Origin of the sequence: Tenacibaculum dicentrarchi, from assembly GCF_964036635.1 — a bacterium.
GTDB lineage: Bacteria > Bacteroidota > Bacteroidia > Flavobacteriales > Flavobacteriaceae > Polaribacter > Polaribacter dicentrarchi.
In genome coordinates this window covers 767189-788693 of sequence record NZ_OZ038524.1, presented here as the reverse complement: position 1 = coordinate 788693, position 21505 = coordinate 767189, and the positions used below count along the sequence as shown (strand labels likewise).

General features: G+C 30.4%; 17 protein-coding genes and 1 riboswitch. Of the genes, 1 reads left to right on the top strand and 16 read right to left on the bottom strand.

Annotation, left to right across the window (positions count from 1 at the left end):
* Positions 1 to 38: 38 nt before the first annotated feature.
* A complete protein-coding gene (locus ABNT14_RS03540; protein ID WP_101903616.1) occupies positions 39 to 755 on the top strand; it encodes a 3-ketoacyl-ACP reductase in 717 nt (238 codons plus the stop codon).
* A gap of 273 nt (positions 756 to 1028) precedes the next feature.
* On the opposite strand, the gene ABNT14_RS03535 is transcribed toward ABNT14_RS03540, so the two are convergent.
* The 16 genes from ABNT14_RS03535 to rplQ form a co-directional block, all read right to left on the bottom strand.
* Positions 1029 to 2480 (bottom strand): reverse transcriptase family protein, encoded by a 1452-nt coding sequence (locus ABNT14_RS03535; RefSeq protein ID WP_101903617.1) that lies wholly within the window; start codon positions 2478 to 2480, stop codon positions 1029 to 1031.
* A gap of 247 nt (positions 2481 to 2727) precedes the next feature.
* Positions 2728 to 4359, bottom strand: coding sequence for an SWIM zinc finger family protein (locus ABNT14_RS03530; protein ID WP_101903618.1), 1632 nt, complete (start codon positions 4357 to 4359; stop codon positions 2728 to 2730).
* 14 nt (positions 4360 to 4373) lie between these two features.
* Positions 4374 to 7412: a WGR domain-containing protein gene (locus ABNT14_RS03525; RefSeq protein WP_101903619.1), complete on the bottom strand. Its 3039-nt coding sequence runs from the start codon at positions 7410 to 7412 to the stop codon at positions 4374 to 4376.
* A 113-nt stretch (positions 7413 to 7525) separates the two neighbouring features.
* The gene (gene moeB / locus ABNT14_RS03520) at positions 7526 to 8581 is read right to left on the bottom strand and encodes a molybdopterin-synthase adenylyltransferase MoeB (RefSeq protein ID WP_101903678.1); all 1056 of its coding nucleotides are present in this window, start codon (positions 8579 to 8581) and stop codon (positions 7526 to 7528) included.
* A gap of 4 nt (positions 8582 to 8585) precedes the next feature.
* Positions 8586 to 9701 (bottom strand): 2-iminoacetate synthase ThiH, encoded by a 1116-nt coding sequence (gene thiH, locus ABNT14_RS03515; RefSeq protein WP_101903620.1) that lies wholly within the window; start codon positions 9699 to 9701, stop codon positions 8586 to 8588.
* Between the two features lie 3 nt (positions 9702 to 9704).
* Positions 9705 to 10475, bottom strand: a complete 771-nt coding sequence (locus ABNT14_RS03510) for a thiazole synthase (RefSeq protein ID WP_101903621.1) — start codon at positions 10473 to 10475, stop codon at positions 9705 to 9707.
* Positions 10476 to 10491: 16 nt separating this feature from the next.
* Positions 10492 to 11139, bottom strand: a complete 648-nt coding sequence (gene thiE, locus ABNT14_RS03505) for a thiamine phosphate synthase (protein ID WP_101903622.1) — start codon at positions 11137 to 11139, stop codon at positions 10492 to 10494.
* Between the two features lies 1 nt (position 11140).
* Positions 11141 to 11896, bottom strand: coding sequence for a bifunctional hydroxymethylpyrimidine kinase/phosphomethylpyrimidine kinase (locus tag ABNT14_RS03500; RefSeq protein WP_101903679.1), 756 nt, complete (start codon positions 11894 to 11896; stop codon positions 11141 to 11143).
* A gap of 10 nt (positions 11897 to 11906) precedes the next feature.
* Positions 11907 to 12503: a thiamine phosphate synthase gene (locus tag ABNT14_RS03495; protein ID WP_101903623.1), complete on the bottom strand. Its 597-nt coding sequence runs from the start codon at positions 12501 to 12503 to the stop codon at positions 11907 to 11909.
* Positions 12504 to 12725: 222 nt separating this feature from the next.
* Positions 12726 to 14588, bottom strand: coding sequence for a phosphomethylpyrimidine synthase ThiC (gene thiC / locus ABNT14_RS03490; protein WP_101903624.1), 1863 nt, complete (start codon positions 14586 to 14588; stop codon positions 12726 to 12728).
* Positions 14589 to 14638: 50 nt separating this feature from the next.
* A complete protein-coding gene (gene thiS, locus ABNT14_RS03485; RefSeq protein ID WP_101903625.1) occupies positions 14639 to 14842 on the bottom strand; it encodes a sulfur carrier protein ThiS in 204 nt (67 codons plus the stop codon).
* Positions 14843 to 14889: 47 nt separating this feature from the next.
* A riboswitch (TPP riboswitch) is annotated at positions 14890 to 14984 on the bottom strand.
* 131 nt (positions 14985 to 15115) lie between these two features.
* Complete coding sequence (locus tag ABNT14_RS03480; RefSeq protein WP_101903626.1) at positions 15116 to 16069, bottom strand: arginase; 954 nt, start codon at positions 16067 to 16069, stop codon at positions 15116 to 15118.
* A gap of 110 nt (positions 16070 to 16179) precedes the next feature.
* Entirely contained in the window at positions 16180 to 17466 is a 1287-nt protein-coding gene (locus ABNT14_RS03475; RefSeq protein WP_101903627.1) for a citrate synthase, read from the bottom strand.
* A 918-nt stretch (positions 17467 to 18384) separates the two neighbouring features.
* Entirely contained in the window at positions 18385 to 19674 is a 1290-nt protein-coding gene (gene eno, locus ABNT14_RS03470; protein ID WP_101903680.1) for a phosphopyruvate hydratase, read from the bottom strand.
* Between the two features lie 121 nt (positions 19675 to 19795).
* Complete coding sequence (gene carA, locus ABNT14_RS03465) at positions 19796 to 20911, bottom strand: glutamine-hydrolyzing carbamoyl-phosphate synthase small subunit (protein ID WP_101903628.1); 1116 nt, start codon at positions 20909 to 20911, stop codon at positions 19796 to 19798.
* A gap of 101 nt (positions 20912 to 21012) precedes the next feature.
* Positions 21013 to 21480, bottom strand: coding sequence for a 50S ribosomal protein L17 (gene rplQ, locus ABNT14_RS03460; protein ID WP_101903629.1), 468 nt, complete (start codon positions 21478 to 21480; stop codon positions 21013 to 21015).
* Positions 21481 to 21505 lie beyond the last annotated feature (25 nt).

The following is a 21505-nucleotide window of genomic DNA, read 5'->3' as shown; positions in this document are numbered from 1 at the left end:
AAAAACAATACCTTTACCTATACAAACAGTTTATAAAAATGGAAAAATTAACAAATAAAAAAGCCATCATTACTGGTGGAAGTAGAGGATTAGGAAAGGCAACTGCCATCGCTTTTGCTCAAAAAGGAATACACGTTGCCATTACTGGTAGAAATGAAAAACGATTACAAGAAACCGTTGCCGAATTAAAATCATACAATATCGAGGCAACTTATGCCATTTTTGATGTCGGAAATTATGAGCAAGTTCAACAAGGAATCAAAGAAATTATTGCCACTTTTGGAACAGTTGATATTTTAGTAAATAACGCTGGAATCGCTTCTTTTGGAACTTTTAACGATATGAAAGTTGAAGATTGGACACAAATTATACAAACCAATTTAATGGGAATGTATTATGTAACCAAAGAAGTTTTACCGTATTTAATCGAAAAAAACCAAGGTGATATTATTAATATTTCATCGACTGCTGGTTTGAGTGGAAATGCGACAACCTCAGCCTATTCAGCCTCTAAATTTGCGGTTATTGGAATGTCAGAATCGTTAATGAAAGAGGTGCGTAAAAATAATATTCGTGTTTGCACGCTTACGCCAAGTACAATTGCTTCGGATATGTCGTTAGAATTAGGAATTACTGACGGAAATATTGAAAAAGTGTTACAACCTGAAGATTTTGCAGAATTAATTGTCGCTGGTTTAATGTTACCTAGAAGAGCCATGCTAAAAGGTGCTTCTTTATGGTCAACAAATCCATAATTTAGATAATTTTTAATAGGCGTTTTCTTATTAATCTTAAGAGCTTGTTTAAACTTCATCTAAAAAACGTTTTATAGTTTATACAGAAAAACAGAAAATCGAATCCGTCAACCTGAATTTATTTCAGGTTCGCATTCTGATTTGCCCTAGTTCTACTGTTGATGCAATGCTGAAATAAATTCAGCATGACGAAAATTTGATTTTTAAACAGGCTCTAAATAAAGATTAAAAAAGAAAACGCTTTTTTGGTAAATTTAGATTTTTTTTAAACTATTATCTTTTGAACAACGAATTTATTTTATTAAAAATTCCTTTACTTTCTTTATAAGAATGCGCTTTTAAAATATCTGCTACTTGACTTTTATACTTAACACCTTTTTCTTTATCTACTTGATAAATATAATTTGCATATCCATCAATTTCTGCTAAAACATTCAATCCGCCGTTCCATGTTTTCCCTGCGATACCTTCTTTTTCAATTTGATATAACAATGCTCTAAAACGTTTTAATGATTTTTTATCAATATTCAATTTTTCATTCACTACAATACCTGTTACTTCCTGTCGTTGATTTCGCTTCATTATTTTAAGCTTATCAGGATGTAAATTAAAATTTTCTTCGGATATGATTTTTTTAGAATATTTTAATATTGCTGTAATGTGTTTAAATTGTTCATGATTTCCTGAAAAAGTAGTATCATCAACATATCTAGAATAATCAAAACCATATTTTTTAGCTAAACCATCTAATCGATAATCCATTTTACGACATAAAATATTAGTTATCGCAGGGCTACAAGGCGAGCCTTGTGGTAGAAAACGTTCTCCTCTTTTTGAAAAGTAATTTTCACCTAATAACGAAATATCTAAAATTTTAGATTCTGAACATAATAATGAAAAAATAACTGCTAATTGTTCTGAATATCCTAAAGATTTAAAAACGCCTTTTATTCTTTTATAAGTAACTGATGGAAAAAAGTTTTTCAAATCTTGATTAATAACAACCGCTTTATTTAAATGAGGCATTGCATTACTAATAATTGACCTTTCTTTTACACAACCATGAGCTTTATCATGAACAATTACTTTATTTAAAATATTTTCTAAAATAAAGTGTTGCGCTCTTTTCAATCGAGGCATTGGCGCAGAAATTAAACGATATCCGCCTGATTTTTTAGCAACTTTAAAACGTTTGTAGTGTTCAATTTGTGAGTTTTTTCTTGAAAAAGCTAAAAACCGAAGTTCATTTACCGTAATTTTCATAGCCTCAGCTAAATCTTTTACCGAATGATAAATTGGTAAACCAGCTTCTTTGAGTCTTACCTCATCTATTTGAGTATCGTTTAACTGATGAGAATAACCAGCACCTAAATAAGTAATATCTTCTTTTTTGGTCTGCTGCCATTTTTCCGCTTTTTCCTTACGGATTTGTTCTCTTTTAAGCTTAGTTTCTTTTTGTTTTTCTTTTGATAACTTCTTTCGCTCTTTGTGTTTATTGGCGATAAAAGCATCAGTATCTTTTATTAGTCTTTCCTTTTTTAAAAGTTTTGATAAATCTCCTGATAGAGCATTTTCTTCTTTTAAAAAATCGTTTACTTTATCGAAATTCACGTTATCATCACCCCAAAAACCTAATCGTTTCATTTCTGAAAGAATAAATTCATGTTTTGATGATTCTTTAATTTTGTCGTAAATCTCTTGTTTTCTCGTAGCTGAATTATCCATAAAACAAAAAAAGGTAGCAATAAGATATATCTTCGTACAATTCTAAAGACTGAATTGAACAACTCCAGTGAAATAGGTACTATAGTGCTATTTCACTTCGAAGAAGTATAACAGGAAATGGCACTATAGTACCTATTTCACAAGTTAAGTTCGAGTCAGTGACGCGTTCGGTGTCTGTAAGCTAGATTGGTGATACACCAATCAAATTGCAAGGTCGTTATCTTATTACTACCAGGGTTTAAATATATTAATTTTTTTTATCAAAAGCAATTCTTGTGGCTAAAATATGTTCACAAGGTCCTTTTGTCATTTTATTTTGATGATAATAACTACAAACACACTTAGCATCAACAATTTGTAGGTCGTTGTTAATAAGTACATTTGTTTTATAATTATTACTTACTGTTGCATTTATGTTTATATTACTACCATCTATAGCTGTTTTTAAATTTGAAACAGCTCCTGACTCCATCAGTTCATAGGCTTTTTTATCAATTTCATTAGAAAAACGTAAGCTATCTAAATCAATTCCATCTTTTTTTAATTCTCTAATTCGATATACATTATTCTTTAAATCGTACACTACTTTTCCTGCTTGTGTAAAAGTTTGTAATGATTGTGTTACAATTGTTTTATCTAATCCTAAATCTTTAGCTAAATTACTCGGAGTATTTAACCAATCCTTTCGCAATGCTAAATAAATAGTTTGCATGGTAGTAGCAGGAACTTGTCCTCTAGGTGAAAGTAAATCTAAATTAGTTGTTTGCGTCCAATCATTAGCTGTCCAACCAGATAATCCTAATGTAAAATACATATCATTTGCCAAATGTGCGATATAAAATGACGGCATACCGCTACCCAATAAATGAACAGTGAATTTAGTCGTAATTGGCAATAATCGTTCTAAAAGCGTTATTCTTCTTCTTCCCCAAACTCTTATTTCTTTTTCTTCATCACCTTTATATATAGATTGTAAACAAGCCACTTCAATATTCCAAGGTTCAAAAACAGCAATAATAGGTTTACCAGGTTTCAATATATATTTTATCGCCCTTGGACCTTTCTTTTCTTTGTGTCTTTTTAATACTGCTATAAAATTAGCAATATCCACAGGATGCAAATCAAAAGATACTTTATCACTTGTCATGGCACTACTTACTTGTAAAAAACCACGAACCCAACTATCTGGTAAATCAATTTTTACTTCTCTATAAGTATCTTCTCCTGTTGTTTTTACATCAAAACCCGTTGGATCTACTTTAAACTCTGTTTCTTTATAAGTTCTTATTTTCTGAAACTCATTATATAATTCTTTCGAATAATCAATATTTGTAGTTCCACATTTAAACTCATTTATATTTTTAAAAACATCATAACCACAAGATAATTTTCCATAAACAGATTCATCTTGACTAAAACACTCAAAAAACACTTGGTCTGGGTGTACTGTAATTACGGGGTCTAAAACAAACCAAGCAGCATAATCTCGTTTATATAGATAATTAAAATATTTTCGTTGCGCATCATAAAAAGGCTTTGTAATTTCTTCTCTTTTTAGGCGTAATTTTTTTAATTTTTCTTGAAGATGATTAATATCTTCTTTTAACCCTGATAATTGAGCTGTTGCTTCGGCAATCCATACCTCTTCCTGACCTTTTAACCAAGCTAAGTATTCTGTATTATCTTTTGGTTGAAAATTAAAATCGGCAATTACTACATGATGTAAAGCTGAAATAGCCTCTCTAAAAGGAATTTTTTTATCTAGGCTTCCTACAAAATATGTAGGCTCTCTTAATGTATCAGGAGCAAAACTTACTCCTGTAGATGCCATGGTATTACTAACACTACTATTACCACTATATTTAAAATTAAACTTCATTCTTTTTCTTATTCTTATTTAATTAATAATGGCACTTCTACATCTGTATGTATTTCAGATATAGTAATTAAAATCTCTATAACTTTATTTTTATCAATGGCAGTTTTTGTATCTAAAATAGCTGTTAAAACTCTTACGGTCATCTCAGCAATTTCTTTATATTTTTTAGATTGATTTTCTAAAAAAGAATATACTCTTGTTTTTGTTGCTCTATTGGTATTTATATAAAATAAGGTTGTTTTAAAATAATCTTCTAATTGTAAGATAACTTTAATATTATCTGATGCATATCCTTCTAAATAATTGGTTACAAAAAACTGCATATTTTTTGTTGGATGCTCTTGTAAACTAACAAGTAATGGTAATCCTTTTTCTTCTGAAAAATGAGTTGTTATTAGGCTTCTACCTAATAGTTGTACTTGTTCTTTTACATGGTCACACACATATAATAGTAATGGTACTGTCCAATTTTTAGCTTCAATAGATGTTTTAAAGTAAGCATCCGCCCAATCAATAACATCTTGCCAATTTGTATTAAAAATAGGCAATGCTTCTTCTAATTCGTAATTTACTCTGGCTACGTTATTTTTAAAATAATTATGTAATTGTGTTCTTACAGAAAATACATCACTATGTGCTAAACGAACTAATTTAGACATTTTTAAATTATTCATATCCACATTTTTTTCAAAAAGTGGCGTTCCTAATTTCTGTGCAAATTCATGTTTTGATAAAATTAATGCTATTATTTCTTCTTCAGATACTGCATTTATTTGAGTTCCATAAAATTGTATTAAAGTTTTATAACAATTTTGATGTAAACCTTCATACGTTTCATCTTCTACTAAATAAGCTAATAATTTTTTACGTAAATACTCTTTAAATTCTTCATCTAAATGAATTAATTTACGAATTGTCGGTTGTATTGCTTTTCTAACGGTTTCATGTTCTGAAAAACAAAATTTAATTATATCTTGTTTATTTTCCAATAAAAATTCATCAGGAAAATATGCTAAAATTTCAATTCCTGCACTTCTTAAAATCGCTTCATCTGAGGCAATATATTCTTTATAATTCTCTTTAAAAAGTTCATAAACCGATGTAGTATTATGTTTTGCTAAATTAATTGCAAATAATTGATTTGTTATAGAACTTGAAGCCGATAAACTGATAATATATTGAGCAGATATTTCACTTAATAATTTTCCAAAAAATGTATTTCCGATTAAATAATTAACCGCTATTAAAAATTCAGAAGTATATGTAGAAGGCTCATCAAACAATGTTATTAAATCATCTATAAAAATCGGCATATTATATGCTACATTATTTTTATATAAATTACTTAAATAATCGATGATTAAAACCTCATCAGTAAGCAATAATTTTGTTACTAAAGAAGGATTTGATAAATACGAATTTTCATATTTATCTAACCATTTTAATCCTAATTCAACAACTTTTTTATATCTTGAAGATACTAAAATCAATAGAATTTCTTCAGGAGCTTGGGCTATCGCATATTTTTGTTCTAAAACCTCAGCTATTAAATTTAATACCTTCGGATGATAATGTCGTATTAATTTCGCTAGTATTTCTTCGGATAAATTTTCTAAAAAATGTGGATTTTCTTTTATAATTTTCAATGAAAAATCAACTGCAATACTACTTTTTGCATTGGCTAGAATAGACAATACTTCGGATGGTTTTTTATTCCAAACAGCAGGTAAAATATCTTCTCTTATACTGTTATCAGTAAGTTCATCAATATAAAACCATTTATTACCGATACATTTAAACCTTGTTGAATTTCCATACAAGATATACATTAAAGCTAAAAATTGATGATATTTAGGGTAACATCTAAATTCTGGTTCATATCCTGTTTCTCGATTATAAACCCATTCGGTAGTTCTATTTTCAGGAGCAGTATCTTCTTTATCATTTAAGGAACATAATAATTCTTTAGCATATTCAATATATGCTTCTTGATTATCTGTACTTAAAGTATATACTTTCTGATAGGTATTTTTATTAAAATAGTTTTTGGTTTTTCCTGAAAAAGCAATTCTCGGATTTGGTTTTTTCTTTTCTTCGGATGCTTCTACCCAATCATATTCATCATTTATATATGGGAAATCAGAACTGTAAGTTCCGTTACTAATAGCAATTCGTTTAGATACTAAAGCAAAAAATTGAGTGTCATTTGTTGCATAAGCTGTTCGATAAATATAGCGTACAGATTTAAAAGTATCTACTTTTAACGGAATTTCTTCTATTACTTCCAATAACTCCAATCTTAATTTTTCGTTATTAAAGGAATAAATATAAACATAAAATAATAGCATCGGATTTTTCGGGTTCTCTCCTAAAATTTCTGCTAAAAGTCGTGTTTTTAAAGAATCTAATTTTACTTTTGTAATATATTTTCTAGCTTCATTTTGTACCGTTTCTATATCCGAAGTATTTCCATATTTCAAAATATAAGCTACGGAAACTCTTCCTCCAATTGTATTAAAAGTATCTTTTTTGAAGATTTTAATTGCATCTTCAACATAATTTGATTCATTAAAATCAATTAATACTGATAACGCGTTATACTGTTCAAACTTATCTGATGAATGAATAAATTGAGCGATTAATGGTATTGCTTCTTTTATTTTTAAAACACCTACTCTATTTATAATTCTAGCTACTTTCCAATTTCTGGTATAAGTTCCTTTTAAAGCTTGATTTAGATACTTTAAAATAGTATCTTTTCGTGTAGTACTTTTTTCTTCTTTCTTCGGATTTTCAACTTGTTTTTTTTCTGATAAATTTGCTTCTGAATACCCTTTCTTTTCTTTACTTCCGACTAATTTATTAAAGATTTTCTCAGCTTCTTCATAAGATACAGGAAAAACAGTTTTAGTGCCTTCTCTTAAACTCGCACCTCTTTTTCCATATCTAAAGTTTACTATAAATAAATCTTGACTTTCACATAAGTCAACTTCATAAACTTTGTCTGATTTTTCATCTGAAAAATATAATTTCTTTTGTTTGATTAATTTCAAGGCGTAGATTTTTTTAAGACCTTAAATATATAAATTTTATTAGAAAATAATCACCTATTTGTTGTTTTTAACACGTATTTATATTTTTCATAAAGTAAATACGTGTTAATTTTTTAATTCAAACCATTTTTAAGATTTATTAAAATAGCTTCTTTTAATGAATCTTCTAAGAAAGAGATAGCTCTTTTACTTCGAATACCCGATTTACAATACACAATTACAGGTTTCGTGGTATCAATTTCATTTAATCGCTCTGGTAAATCTACTAAACGAATATGCTGTCCTCCAATATGGTGTTGCTCTCTTTCCCAATCTTCACGAACATCTAAAAGATTATATTTTAATAAATCAGCTTGTAATTCTTCTAATGTTATTTCGTTATCAGCTTCAATAATTCCACAGAAAAAATCATAATTTTCTTCTAATTTTGTAATTGATTTTTCTGGAGTTTTTTCAAAATTCAATAGCATTTGACGCATTGTTAAGGTATCATACATCAATAATTTATTGGCTAAAACATCGCCTATTTCACAAATTATTTTAATCGCTTCATTAGCTTGTAAACTACCTATAATACCAGGTAAAACACCTAAAACACCTATTTGCGAACAATTTGGTGATTCATCTGGTTTTGGTGGCGTAGGATATAAACAGCGATAACTCGCACTTCCTTTGTAATTAAATACGCTTACTTGTCCTTCAAACTTAAAAATTGCACCATATACTAACGGTTTGTTTGTTATTACCGCAGCATCATTTGTTAAATAACGAGTTGAAAAATTATCACTTCCATCTACAATAACATCATATTCTTCAAATAATGAAATAGCATTTAATCGTGTTAATTGTTCTTTATAAACATTAAACTTAACAAACGGGTTTAACTTTGATAATCGATTTTTAGCAGTTTCTGCTTTTGAAAATCCAACATCATCAACAGTATATAAAATTTGACGTTGTAAATTACTTTGCGAAACTTTATCATCATCAATAATACCAATTGTACCAACTCCTGCAGCTGTTAAGTATTGTAATACAGGACAGCCTAATCCGCCAGCACCTATTACCAAAACTTTAGCATTTTTTAATTTTAACTGCCCTGCTGAACCTATTTTTTCTAAAATAAGATGACGGTTATATTGTTTTTTTTCTTCTTCTGTTAAGCTCATTTTTTTATATTGATTCAAACTGTTCCCAATCTTTCCAAACCACTTCTAAACCTTTATTTTTTAACATTTTTACTACTTGTTCTGTGCTTCTTTCATCAGAAATTTCAAATTGTTCTAACGATTGTGGTTCAACCGTATAACCTCCTGGATTTGTTTTTGATTCTGCACTTATAGAAGTAGCCCCTAAATTTACAATATTATTTCTAAATACTTCACTTTCTCTGGTAGACATTGATAGCTCAATATCTTCGTCTAGCAAACGAAAAGCACAAATTAATTGCACTAAATCACTATCTGTCATTTCAACTTTTGGCTCTAATCCACCCGAATGTGGTCGTAACCTTGGAAATGAAATAGAATATTTTGTTTTCCAATATGTTTTTTGCAGATATTTTAAATGTAATGCTGTAAAAAAACTATCGGCACGCCAATCTTCTAATCCGAATAAAGCACCTAAACCTATTTTATGGATTCCTGCTTTTCCTAATCTATCGGGCGTATCTAAACGATAATCGAAATTCGATTTTTTTCCCTTCGGATGATGTTTCTTATACTCCTCTCTATGATATGTTTCTTGATAAACCAACACAGCATACAATCCAGCTTCAATTAACGATTCATATTCTTCTTTATCTAAAGGCTGAACTTCAATAGTAATATTTGAAAATTGAGAACGAATTAATTGAATAGCATTTTTTATATAATCTACACCAACTGTTTTGTTCGCTTCGCCTGTAACTAATAAAATATGGTCATATCCTTTACCTTTTAAAAAAGCGACTTCTTTTAAAATTTCGGCATCAGATAAAGTACGTCTAGGTATTTTATTGGTCATACTAAATCCGCAATACGTACAAATATTCTGACACTCATTACTTAAATACATCGGTGCATACATTTGTATGGTGTTTCCGAAGCGTTTTTTAGTAAGCAGACTACTTTTTTGAGCCATTTGCTCAATATACGGACGTGCAGCAGGCGATATTAATGCTTTAAAATCTTCTAAATCTAATTTTTCTTTTGATAAAGCATATTCTACCTCAACAGCTGTTTTATCGAAGATACTTTTTAAATTATCATCCCAATTATACGTATCAAAAAGTTCTTTAAAATTACTCATATTTTAATTTAAAAAACTAGTTAACGGACTACTTGCAACTGCTTGTTTTTGAACAGGTGCTAGTTTTGCTTCATATGCCATTCTTCCAGCTTCAACAGCCATTTTAAAGGATTTTGCCATTGCCACAGGATTTTGAGATACTGCAATTGCTGTATTTACTAAAACTGCATCAGCACCTAATTCCATTGCATATGCTGCGTGCGATGGTGCGCCAATACCTGCATCAACAATTACAGGAACGTTTGATTGTTCTATAATAATTTCTAAGAAATCTTGTGTTTTTAAACCTTTATTACTTCCTATTGGTGCGCCTAATGGCATTACACATTGTGTACCAACTTCTTCTAAACGTTTACATAAAACAGGGTCAGCATGAATATAAGGCATCACTACAAAACCTTTTTTAACCAATTCTTCGGCTGCTTTTAAAGTTTCAATAGGGTCTGGTAATAAATACCTAGGGTCAGGATGAATTTCTAATTTCACCCAATTTGTTTCTAATGCTTCTCTTGATAATTCAGCAGCAAATACGGCTTCTTTTGCGGTTCTAACGCCTGATGTATTTGGCAATAAACTTATATGAGGATGTACCAAATGTGTTAAAATATCATCTTCTTTATTTTGAACATCTACTCTTTTTAAAGCAACAGTTATCAATTCACTTTCAGAGGCTAACAATGCTTCTTTCATTAATTTTGATGAACTAAATTTACCTGTTCCTGTGAATAAACGTGATGTAAATTGTTTATCTGCTATTTTTAATATATCGTTCATTCGTTTGTTTTTAAAACTACTTGTCATCCATCTTATACACTTGTTCTTGTGTACTTGGAGCGCTTAAAATTTTATGAAAAACAGGAATACTTGTAAAGTCTTTAGTAATAGCTCCTGATGTAGCAATTCCATAAACACCTGTTTGTACAATTTCTGCAACATCATCTAAAGTAATACCTCCAATAGCAATTATTGGAGTTTCTGTTTGTAGCTCTTCTAGTAGTTTTTTATATCCTGATGTTCCTAAAACAGGGCTTAAATTCTTTTTAGTTTCTGTAAAACGAAAAGGACCTAAACCGATATAATCTACTTTTTTATCTAGTAAAACTTTACAATCTTCTAAGGTGTTTGCAGTTCCTCCAATGCTATAAAATTTCCCCAAATAAGCACGTACTTTTAACGGACAATCATCTTTTTTTCCTAAATGAACGCCATCTGCATTTACTTCTTTGGCTACTTTGTAGTAATCGTTTATAATTAATCTTGTTTGATAATGAGCCGTTAATTCTCTGGCTTTTTTTGCGGTTTCTAAAATTGTTTTAGGGTCAAAACCTTTTAATCGTAATTGTACCCATTCTGCTCCTGAAGAACAAGCTTTTTGAATATTATCTAAATGATCTTGTGCTGTTTTACCTTGTGTTATATACTGTAATTTACTAATCATTTTACTTGTAATTATGAGTTCCTAAAAGAGATTTGTTTGAATTTAAAAATTGTTCTGTAAACCTTTTTGTATTTATACAAGCATTTTCAAAAGGAACATTTAACGCTAAATTTGACGCTAATGCCGATGATAAAACACAACCGCTTCCATGTTTTTCGGAAATGGAATTTGCTATAGGCGGAATATTTAGTTCTACTATTTTATTATAATAAACGGTATCCCATCCTTTTTTATCTATTCTATGCCCTCCTTTTAAATAAATGTTTGTTTTTTTTGAGATAAAATCAATAGTTTCCATTATATTTTTATTTGGAAATAATGCTTTTATTTCATCAAAATTAGGTGTTACAATAGCACAATTATACAACACTTTTTCAAATACTTTTAAATTTTCTTTTTGATGGAAATTAAAACCAGCACTTGCTTTTAAAATAGGGTCTAAAACAATTTTAATTTTAGAATTTAATTTCTTTAATTTTAGAATAACATTTAGTAAAATTTCCCAAGATTGAATAATTCCTACTTTAACAACTGTAATTGTAAAACGTTCAAATAATGTTTCAATTTGATTTAATATTATTTGTTCTTCAATCCAAATACAATTTTTAAAAGCGATATCATTTTGAACAGTAACCGCTGTACATACTGATAATCCATACAAACCATGAGCTTCAAATGTTTTAATATCTGAAGTAATTCCTGCACCGCTCGACGGGTCTAGTCCTGCAATAGTAAGTATGTAATTTTGATTTTTCAAATTCAATGCTTTATTGTAATGAATCAAACTTTTTTTGAATATTATTAAAACTTTCTACAGGATTTTCAGAATTCCAAACACCTCCTAAAACACCAATTCCATTATAACCTAATTCAATGGTTGGCGCTATTGTTTTGGTTGTAATTCCACCCATTCCTACAATTTTTTTGTCGATATCATTGACATCAAAATTTCTTCCTTCGTATCCTTTTTTTGATATTGATGAAAAAACAGGACTTAATAAATGATAATCGAATTCAATATCACAATCAGCTAATTCTTCTGGCTCATGAAAAGAACTACTCATTGTTTTACCTAACATCTGTAATCCTATAAAATAACGACTGCCATTTTCTAAAGCGTCACGTCTTTTTTGTTCTTGAAAATGAATTCCCTTTAAAGAATATTGATTCACTAATTCATGAAAATAATGTGTTACAATTCTTTTATGATATTTTTCATCTATTTGATTTAAATACAAAACATGTGCTTCATAATTTTTAAAAGGTTTTCTTAGATGATAATATTGCAATCCTGCTTCAAATAATTGATGTACTATTTTTATTTCATTTTTTACATCATTTTCAGGGGCTATAAGTACAATCATATTCACTTTTTTTCTATTGATAAATACCTAACTTAAAAAAATAATAGTAATATCGGGGGACTTTTTTTTGGGTTAGGGATTGCAGTGGCATCCTTTTTTATTTTTTTTCAAAATAAAAAAGATATAACGGAAAGCCCGACTACGCCTTTTTTTTTAAGGCGTAGGAACCTCCTAATTCTTCTTCTTTTTTTACTTCCCCTTCTTCTTCTTTTTACTATATTTTTATAAATATACCTCTGAACCTTTTTCTACAAATTCTTTTGATTTCTCTTCAAAACCTTTTTTGATAATTTCATTATTTGTAGTTATTTCATTGACAGCGGAGAAATCACGAACTTCTTGCGATATTTTCATTGAACAGAATTTTGGTCCACACATAGAACAAAAATGTGCAATTTTAGCACCTGCTGCTGGTAAAGTTTCATCATGATATTCACGAGCTCTTTCAGGGTCTAATCCTAAATTAAATTGGTCTTCCCAACGAAATTCAAAACGTGCCATACTTAAAGCATCATCTCTATGCTGAGAACCTGGATGTCCTTTTGCCAAATCGGCAGCATGAGCCGCTAATTTATAAGTAATTACTCCTACTCGCACATCCTCTTTATTTGGTAAACCTAAATGTTCTTTTGGAGTTACATAACATAACATTGCACATCCATACCAACCAATCATAGCAGCTCCAATCCCTGAAGTAATGTGGTCATAACCTGGTGCAATATCCGTTGTTAAAGGTCCTAAAGTGTAAAAAGGAGCTTCATCACAAAGTTCAATTTGCTTCTCCATATTTTCTTTAATCATGTGCATTGGCACGTGACCTGGTCCTTCAATAAAACACTGAACTTCGTGCTTACGAGCTATTTGAGTTAACTCTCCTAAAGTTTCTAATTCAGCAAATTGTGCTTCATCATTGGCATCAGCTACCGAACCAGGGCGTAATCCATCACCTAAAGAAAAGGCAACATCGTACTGTTTTAATATTTCACAAATATCTTCGAAATGTGTGTATAAAAAGCTTTCTTTATGATGTGCTAAACACCATTTTGCCATAATTGACCCTCCACGAGATACAATTCCTGTAACACGTTTTGCTGTCATTGGTACGTAACGCAATAAAACTCCTGCATGAATCGTAAAATAATCTACTCCTTGTTCAGCTTGTTCGATTAATGTATCACGAAAAATTTCCCATGTTAAATCTTCAGCAACACCGTTTACTTTTTCTAATGCTTGATAAATTGGCACAGTTCCTACTGGTACTGGTGAGTTACGGATAATCCACTCACGAGTTTCGTGAATATTTTCTCCTGTAGATAAATCCATAATATTATCTGCTCCCCAACGACAAGCCCAAACTGCTTTTTCTACCTCTTCTTCAATAGAAGATGTTACGGCAGAATTACCAATATTTGCATTTATTTTCACTAAGAAGTTTCTACCTAAAATCATAGGTTCTGCTTCTGGATGATTTATGTTTGATGGAATAATTGCACGACCTCTTGCTACTTCAGACCTTACAAATTCTGGCGTAATTTTTTCTGGAATATTAGCACCAAAATGTTCACCTTTATGTTGTTTTCTAATTTCGGTCATTTCATCTATTCGTTGATTTTCACGAATAGCGATATATTCCATTTCTGGCGTAATAATTCCTTTTTTAGCGTAATGTAATTGTGTTACATTTTGCCCTTTTTTAGCACGTAAAGGATTTTTCAATAACTTAAAACGCATATGGTCTAAACTAGCATCATTTAAACGCTCGTTACAGTATTTTGAAGAAAACTGCGTTAATTGTTCTACATCACCACGTTCTTTAATCCAAGGTTCACGAATTCTTTCAATACCTGAATGTACATCAATTTCTTTATTAGGGTCAGTATATGGTCCTGAAGTATCGTAAACAGTTACAGGTTCGTTTGGCGTTTTCTTTTTGGTCATAGAATCCACCGTATCACTTAACGAAATTTCACGCATTGCTACTTTAATTTGCGGGTGAATTTTTCCGTTTACATAAATTTTTTGTGAATTAGGAAATGGACTTCTAGTAATTCCGTTTTGTTTTGGAGCAGTGTCTTTGTTCTTCATTTGATAATTTAGTTTTTCTTTTAATTTTTTAAATAAAATAACTTTCAGATTTAACCTCCTTGAGTTGATTTTATAATTAAAATATCATCATTATGTTGAAGTAACTTTAAAGACCAATCAGTTTTTTTAACCACACTACTATTTATAGCAATAGCAATTCCATTCGTTTGAATATTTAAGTATTCAACGAACTCTTGTAGTGTTAAGGTTTCTAAAATTTGATGTTCTTGTTGGTTTACTTGTATAGTAATCATATTTATAGATATTACTGTAAACCAAATGGTGGTAGTATTTCGATATATTATCGAACATAACTTTTTCCTACGCTGGTATTAACCAAATCAGGTTCTAAGGATGTTTCTCAAACTAATTTAATAGCTACTCCTAAAGTTTACGAGACAAATGTATTATTATTTTTGATAAAAAAAAGATTATAGCCTTTTATTTTATTAAAAAAACAAAAAGCACCAAACAGTAAAGTTTAGTGCTTTTTAAAATAATTTCAAAAAAGTTAAATAACTAATTTTCTATAATTTTTCAATGGTTTTTGTTACTTGTTGAAGTACATCAAAAGCGGTTTCGGCCATTTTGTTTCCTTTTAAATCTAATAAAGGATTTACCTCTACAAATTCAACACAAGCAACTTTTTTACTTGCTAATAATCCGTTAATAATTTTAATAATTTCTTTGTCATCAAAACCTTTAGCAACAGGTGTACCTGTACCATAAGAAATCATATCGCAATCCATTGCATCAACATCAAAAGACACATAAAGAATATCGCAATCAGCTAATTTATCAAGAGCTTCATTTACACAAACCTCTAAACCTCTATAACGAACCTCGGCAACCATATAATTTTTGATACCATACTTTTCCATTTGCTTTTCTTCAGGCTCTTCGGTATCTCTAACACCAAAAAACACGATATCTTCAGGCAATGCTTTCTGTCCTGAAACACCGATATTTTTCATTCTATTCCATAAATCAGTAGTTTCTCTATCTACATCATTTATTTGACAGTCTAAATTATCATCAGAAATTACAGCACCTAAAGGCATTCCGTGAATATTTCCTGAAGGAGATGTATATGGCGTGTGTAAATCACCATGAGCATCAATCCAAATAACACCAACTCTTTTTGTTGGGTTTGCTGCTTTAACACCACTAATTGTTCCTAATGCTGATGAGTGGTCGCCAGATAGAACGATTGGAAAATTACCTTCCTGTAAACTTACTTTTACATGATTACTAACTCTTTTGCATTGATTTAAAACACTGTTTATTTGTTTTCCGAAAGAGTTATTTTTTTTATCATAAACAGATTCATTTTCTGTTATTACATCTTCAAAATCATAGCGATTAAAGAAATCGTTATTTTGATTAATAGCCGCTATTTCAATGGCGTCAATTCCCATATCAGAACCACGTGTTCCTGCACCAATATCTGACCTGTTTTTTATAATTTTTATGGTATTCATTTTCTTTTGATCTTAAATTGTTAATGCTACTACTTCACATAAAAAAGTGTCATTAATACGTCATTTTTGAATGATGTTTTTTAATGACACTTTTTATATAATTTTATTGATTATCTTTCGCTTACTTCTTTGAAAGGTCTAATATTTTCTCCAACATATACTTGACGAGGGCGTCCAATTGGTTCTTTTCCTAAACGCATTTCTCTCCACTGAGCAATCCATCCTGGTAAACGACCTAAGGCGAACATTACGGTAAACATTTCAACAGGTACACCCATTGCACGGTAAATTATTCCTGAATAGAAATCTACGTTTGGATATAATTTTCTATCAACAAAATAAGGGTCGCTTAACGCTTCTTCAGCCAATCCTTTTGCGATATCTAAAATAGGATCTTGAATTCCTAAATCGTTTAAAACCTCTTCGGCAGCAACTTTAATAATTTTTGCTCTTGGATCAAAGTTTTTATAAACACGGTGTCCGAATCCCATTAAGCGGAACGGATCATTTTTATCTTTGGCTTTTGCCATGTATTTTTTAGTATCTCCTCCATCAGCTTTAATTGCTTCTAGCATTTCTAATACAGCTTGGTTTGCTCCACCGTGTAGTGGTCCCCAAAGTGCAGAAATTCCTGCTGAAAGTGATGCAAATAATCCTGCGTGAGAAGAACCTGTAATTCTTACAGTAGATGTTGAACAGTTTTGCTCGTGATCGGCATGTAAGATTAATAATTTATTTAAAGCACTTACAATAACATCATTTTTTACATAATCTTTATTTGGTTGCTTAAACATCATTTTATAGGTGTTTTCTACATACCCTAAACTACAATCACCGTAATCTAACGGAAGCCCTTGTTTTTTACGCATTGTCCAAGCTACTAATACTGGAAATTTACCTAAAATTTTAACAATTGCATTGTACATTTCTTCTTCTGAATCTACATTTACTGAAGAAGGATTAAATGCCGTTAATGCAGATGTTAATGATGAAATAACACCCATTGGATGTGCTGTTCTAGGAAATGCATCTACAATTTTTCTGATGTCTTCATCAACAATAGACTGCTCACAAATATCTTTTTTAAACTTCTCTAATTCTGTTTTTGTTGGTAATTCTCCAAAAATTAATAAGAAGGCAACTTCTAAGAAATCTGCTTTTTCAGCTAATTCTTCAATTGAATACCCTCTGTATCTTAAAATTCCTTTTTCACCATCTAAAAATGTAATTGCACTTAAACAAGAACCTGTATTTTTATATCCTGGATCAATTGTTATAACACCTTCAGATGCTCCTCTTAATGTTTTAATATCAATTGCAGTTTCGTTTTCTGTTCCTTTAATTAAGGGAAATTCATACGTGTTATCACCAATTTGTAGTTTTGCTATATCTGCCATTTTTATCTTTATTTTTAAGTTGAAGTGAATTACAAATATACCATTTTTAAAAGTATTTTAAAACTAGCATTCAGCGTTTTTTAATAATCGTAAACATCGTATTATTCAGGATTTTTAGCCTAAAAAAAATCATATTTTTACATTGATAAAATGCGTCCTATAAAACTAAAAAACAATTAAATAACTCTTTTTAAAAACACCATAAATAATTCTTTTTAGTTTAGTAAAACACTGAAATTAAATTTTAAAAAACACGGTTTTATTCTTTTACAACCAAAATACAGCCTAAAATAAAACGTCAGATTGTTTCTTTATTTTATTAATTATTCATTTTTTTATAAAATACACTGATAATATTGTAAAATAGATTCTTAGCAGTTCTTTTTTTAACAAACTGTTTTCACTTGTTTTTTACATCTTTTTTTTCAGATAAAACTTCTTTTTCTGAAGATACTAAAAACTTTATTTTAGTTTTTTTTAAAAAGAATTGATTAATTAAAAACAGTCTTTTTTGAGTTTATTTTAAAATGTCAAATAGGTTTTAAAGGGCTTTTTTTGAAATAGTTTACTAGGTTATTATTTTGTAAATATAAAAACACCGCTATTTTTTTAACTTATTTTAGCATCAAATGAATTAGAATCTATTAAAAATTAGACCTCACAGGTTTTAAAAACCTGTGAGGTCTGTTGTTATTGAAGTAGATATTAAATTTCTTTCTAAATTAATCTAAAATAGTACAAAACCCTAGCCCCGATTGTAGCAATTGTTTGAGCTCCTTTTTTGATTTTTTTCAAAAAAGAGCGAGTGCGGAAAGCGGGAAATTGCTTCAAATAATTTTTATATTTTTAAAACTATAGCATAAAAAAAACCCACACAAAAGTATGAGTTTTCTTATATTACAAATAAATAATATTTAATTATTTTATTTTAAAAGCCTTGTTTTGAGGAAAATAAGCTGTTCCATCTAGTTGCTCTTCAATACGCAATAATTGGTTGTACTTCGCCATTCTGTCTGAACGAGAAGCCGAACCAGTTTTAATTTGCCCACAGTTTAATGCAACGGCTAAATCGGCAATTGTATTATCTTCTGTTTCACCAGAACGATGACTCATTACAGAAGTATATCCTGCATTATGCGCCATATTTACTGCCGAAATTGTTTCGGTTAAAGTTCCTATTTGGTTTACTTTAATTAAAATTGAATTGGCAATTCCGTTTTCAATTCCTCTTGATAAACGCTCCACATTGGTTACAAATAAATCGTCACCAACTAACTGCACTTTATCGCCTGCAATTTCTGTTAAATATTTCCAACCTTCCCAATCGTTTTCATCCATTCCATCTTCGATAGAAATAATAGGGTATTTTTGAGCTAATTCAGCTAAATAATCGGCTTGTTCTTTACTTGTACGAATTTTTCCTTTTGCTCCTTCGAACTTGGTATAATCGTATTTTCCATCAACAAAAAATTCAGCAGCAGCACAATCTAAAGCGATCATTACTTCTTCTCCGAATTTATACCCTGCATTTTTAGTTGCCAAAGCGATAGTTTCAATAGCATCTTCTGTTCCGTTTAAAGTTGGTGCAAAACCTCCTTCATCTCCAACAGCTGTTGATAAATTTCTGTCGTGTAAAACCTTCTTTAAATGGTGAAAAATTTCAGAACCAATTTTCATTGCTTCCGTAAAATTTTTAGCTTTTACAGGCATTATCATAAATTCTTGAAACGCAATTGGCGCATCAGAATGTGATCCTCCATTAATAATATTCATCATCGGAACAGGCAATGTATTGGCTGAAACACCACCTACATACCTATATAAAGGCAAGCCTAACTCGATTGCAGCAGCTTTTGCAGCAGCCAAAGAAACACCTAAAATAGCATTGGCTCCTAAAACCGATTTGTTTGGAGTTCCGTCTAAATCAATCATTAGCTGATCAATCATGTTTTGTTCAAAAACAGAAACGCCTAATAGTTCTTGGGCAATTAAAGTGTTTACGTTTTTCACCGCATTTAACACGCCCTTACCCATATAATCTTTTCCTCCATCACGTAATTCAACAGCTTCATGTTCTCCCGTTGATGCTCCTGAAGGAACTGCAGCGCTACCAATAACACCGTTTTCTGTAGTAACATCTACTTCTACAGTTGGATTACCTCTTGAATCAAAAATTTGACGTGCGTGAATGTTGATTATAATACTCATAGTTTTTATTTTTAATATAGCTTCCTGTGAATTAATATTCACAGGAAGGCTATTTTTACAATTTCTAATTTATAAATTGAAACTCATTTTAATTAATTATTACAACTAATTGATAAAATGATTATGCTTCGGTTTTTGCCTTTTTAATATTTTCAATAAATTCATCAAATAAATATTCTGCATCGTGTGGTCCTGGGCTTGCCTCTGGATGATATTGTACAGAAAATACATTTTTAGATTTCATTCTAATACCAGCAACGGTATGATCGTTTAAATGTACATGTGATATTTCAACATCAGGATGTGCTTCTGTTTCTTCTCTATTAATAGCAAAACCATGATTTTGAGAAGTTATTTCACCTTTTCCTGTTACTAGATTTTTTACAGGATGATTAATTCCTCTATGCCCATTGTGCATTTTGTAGGTAGAAATTCCGTTTGCCAAAGCAATTACTTGGTGTCCTAAACAGATACCAAATAACGGTAAATTTCTTTTGATAATTTCTTTTGCCGTATTTTGAGCAGCGACTAAAGGCTCAGGATCTCCAGGGCCGTTTGAAATAAAATATCCATCAGGATTAAAATCACTCATTTGCTCGAACGTAGCATTGTAAGGATACACTTTAATATAAGCGTCTCTTTTAACTAGGTTTCTTAAAATGTTCTTTTTAATTCCGATATCTAAAGCCGATATTTTAAGTGATGCGTTTTGATCTCCAATAAAATAAGGTTCTTTAGTTGATACTTTTGAGGCAAGTTCTAAACCTTCCATATTAGGAGTTGCTGCTAACTGCTCTTTTAAAGCTTCAATATTCTCTACATCAGTAGAAATAATAGCGTTCATAGCCCCATTATCTCTTATGTAAGCTACCAATGCTCTGGTATCTACATCAGAAATAGCTACTACATTATGCTCTTTAAACCAGTCAAACAAATTTCCATCAGAATCTACACGAGAATGTGTAAAACTAAAATTACGGCAAATTAATCCTGAAATTTTAATTCCTTCCGACTCTACCTCTTCTTTGTTAACGCCATAATTACCAATATGTGCATTAGTGGTAACCATTAATTGTCCAAAATAAGAAGGGTCAGTAAAAATTTCTTGATAACCAGTCATACCTGTATTAAAACAAATTTCTCCTGTTGAAGTGCCTTCTATTCCAATAGACTTTCCATAGAAAATAGTTCCGTCTGCTAACAAAACTAGTGCTTTTTTACGTTGTTGATATTTCATTTAGTGTGTGTTGTGTAATTTTGTTTGCAAAAATAAATAAAAAAAAAGGGATAAACATTAAATGTTTATCCCTTTGATATAAATTATAAAAATTTTCATTTTTATTCTTCTTCTTGTGAAGTTTCAGCAGCTGCATCAGCAGTTTTAGATCCACCACGACGGCTACGACGTGTGTTTTTCTTAGCTTTGTTTCCTTTAGGATTGTATAATTCGTTGTAATCAACTAATTCTACCATTGCCATAGGAGCATTATCTCCCTGACGGTTTCCTAACTTGATGATACGTACATATCCTCCTGGTCTATCTCCAATCTTTACAGAAACTTCTTTAAATAATTCCGTTACAGCTTCTTTGCTACGTAAATAGCTAAATACTGTACGACGATTATGAGTTGTATCTTTTTTAGATTTTGTAATAATAGGTTCGATAAACGTACGAAAAGCTTTCGCTTTAGCTACTGTTGTGTTAATACGTTTGTGCTCTATTAAAGAACATCCCATATTAGCTAACATTGCCTTTCTGTGCGCCGTTTGTCTTCCTAAATGATTAAATTTCTTTCCGTGTCTCATGACTTTGGTTTTTAGCTTTCATCTT

Excerpts from the sequence above, each read along its gene's own strand:
- ABNT14_RS03540 (WP_101903616.1), top strand. The coding sequence starts at position 39 with ATGGAAAAATTAACAAATAAAAAAGCCATCATTACTGGTGGAAGTAGA.
- ABNT14_RS03535 (WP_101903617.1), bottom strand. The coding sequence starts at position 2,480 with ATGGATAATTCAGCTACGAGAAAACAAGAGATTTACGACAAAATTAAA.
- ABNT14_RS03530 (WP_101903618.1), bottom strand. The coding sequence starts at position 4,359 with ATGAAGTTTAATTTTAAATATAGTGGTAATAGTAGTGTTAGTAATACC.
- moeB (WP_101903678.1), bottom strand. The coding sequence starts at position 8,581 with ATGAGCTTAACAGAAGAAGAAAAAAAACAATATAACCGTCATCTTATT.
- thiH (WP_101903620.1), bottom strand. The coding sequence starts at position 9,701 with ATGAGTAATTTTAAAGAACTTTTTGATACGTATAATTGGGATGATAAT.
- ABNT14_RS03510 (WP_101903621.1), bottom strand. The coding sequence starts at position 10,475 with ATGAACGATATATTAAAAATAGCAGATAAACAATTTACATCACGTTTA.
- thiE (WP_101903622.1), bottom strand. The coding sequence starts at position 11,139 with ATGATTAGTAAATTACAGTATATAACACAAGGTAAAACAGCACAAGAT.
- ABNT14_RS03495 (WP_101903623.1), bottom strand. The coding sequence starts at position 12,503 with ATGATTGTACTTATAGCCCCTGAAAATGATGTAAAAAATGAAATAAAA.
- thiC (WP_101903624.1), bottom strand. The coding sequence starts at position 14,588 with ATGAAGAACAAAGACACTGCTCCAAAACAAAACGGAATTACTAGAAGT.
- thiS (WP_101903625.1), bottom strand. The coding sequence starts at position 14,842 with ATGATTACTATACAAGTAAACCAACAAGAACATCAAATTTTAGAAACC.
- ABNT14_RS03480 (WP_101903626.1), bottom strand. The coding sequence starts at position 16,069 with ATGAATACCATAAAAATTATAAAAAACAGGTCAGATATTGGTGCAGGA.
- ABNT14_RS03475 (WP_101903627.1), bottom strand. The coding sequence starts at position 17,466 with ATGGCAGATATAGCAAAACTACAAATTGGTGATAACACGTATGAATTT.
- eno (WP_101903680.1), bottom strand. The coding sequence starts at position 19,674 with ATGAGTATTATAATCAACATTCACGCACGTCAAATTTTTGATTCAAGA.
- carA (WP_101903628.1), bottom strand. The coding sequence starts at position 20,911 with ATGAAATATCAACAACGTAAAAAAGCACTAGTTTTGTTAGCAGACGGA.
- rplQ (WP_101903629.1), bottom strand. The coding sequence starts at position 21,480 with ATGAGACACGGAAAGAAATTTAATCATTTAGGAAGACAAACGGCGCAC.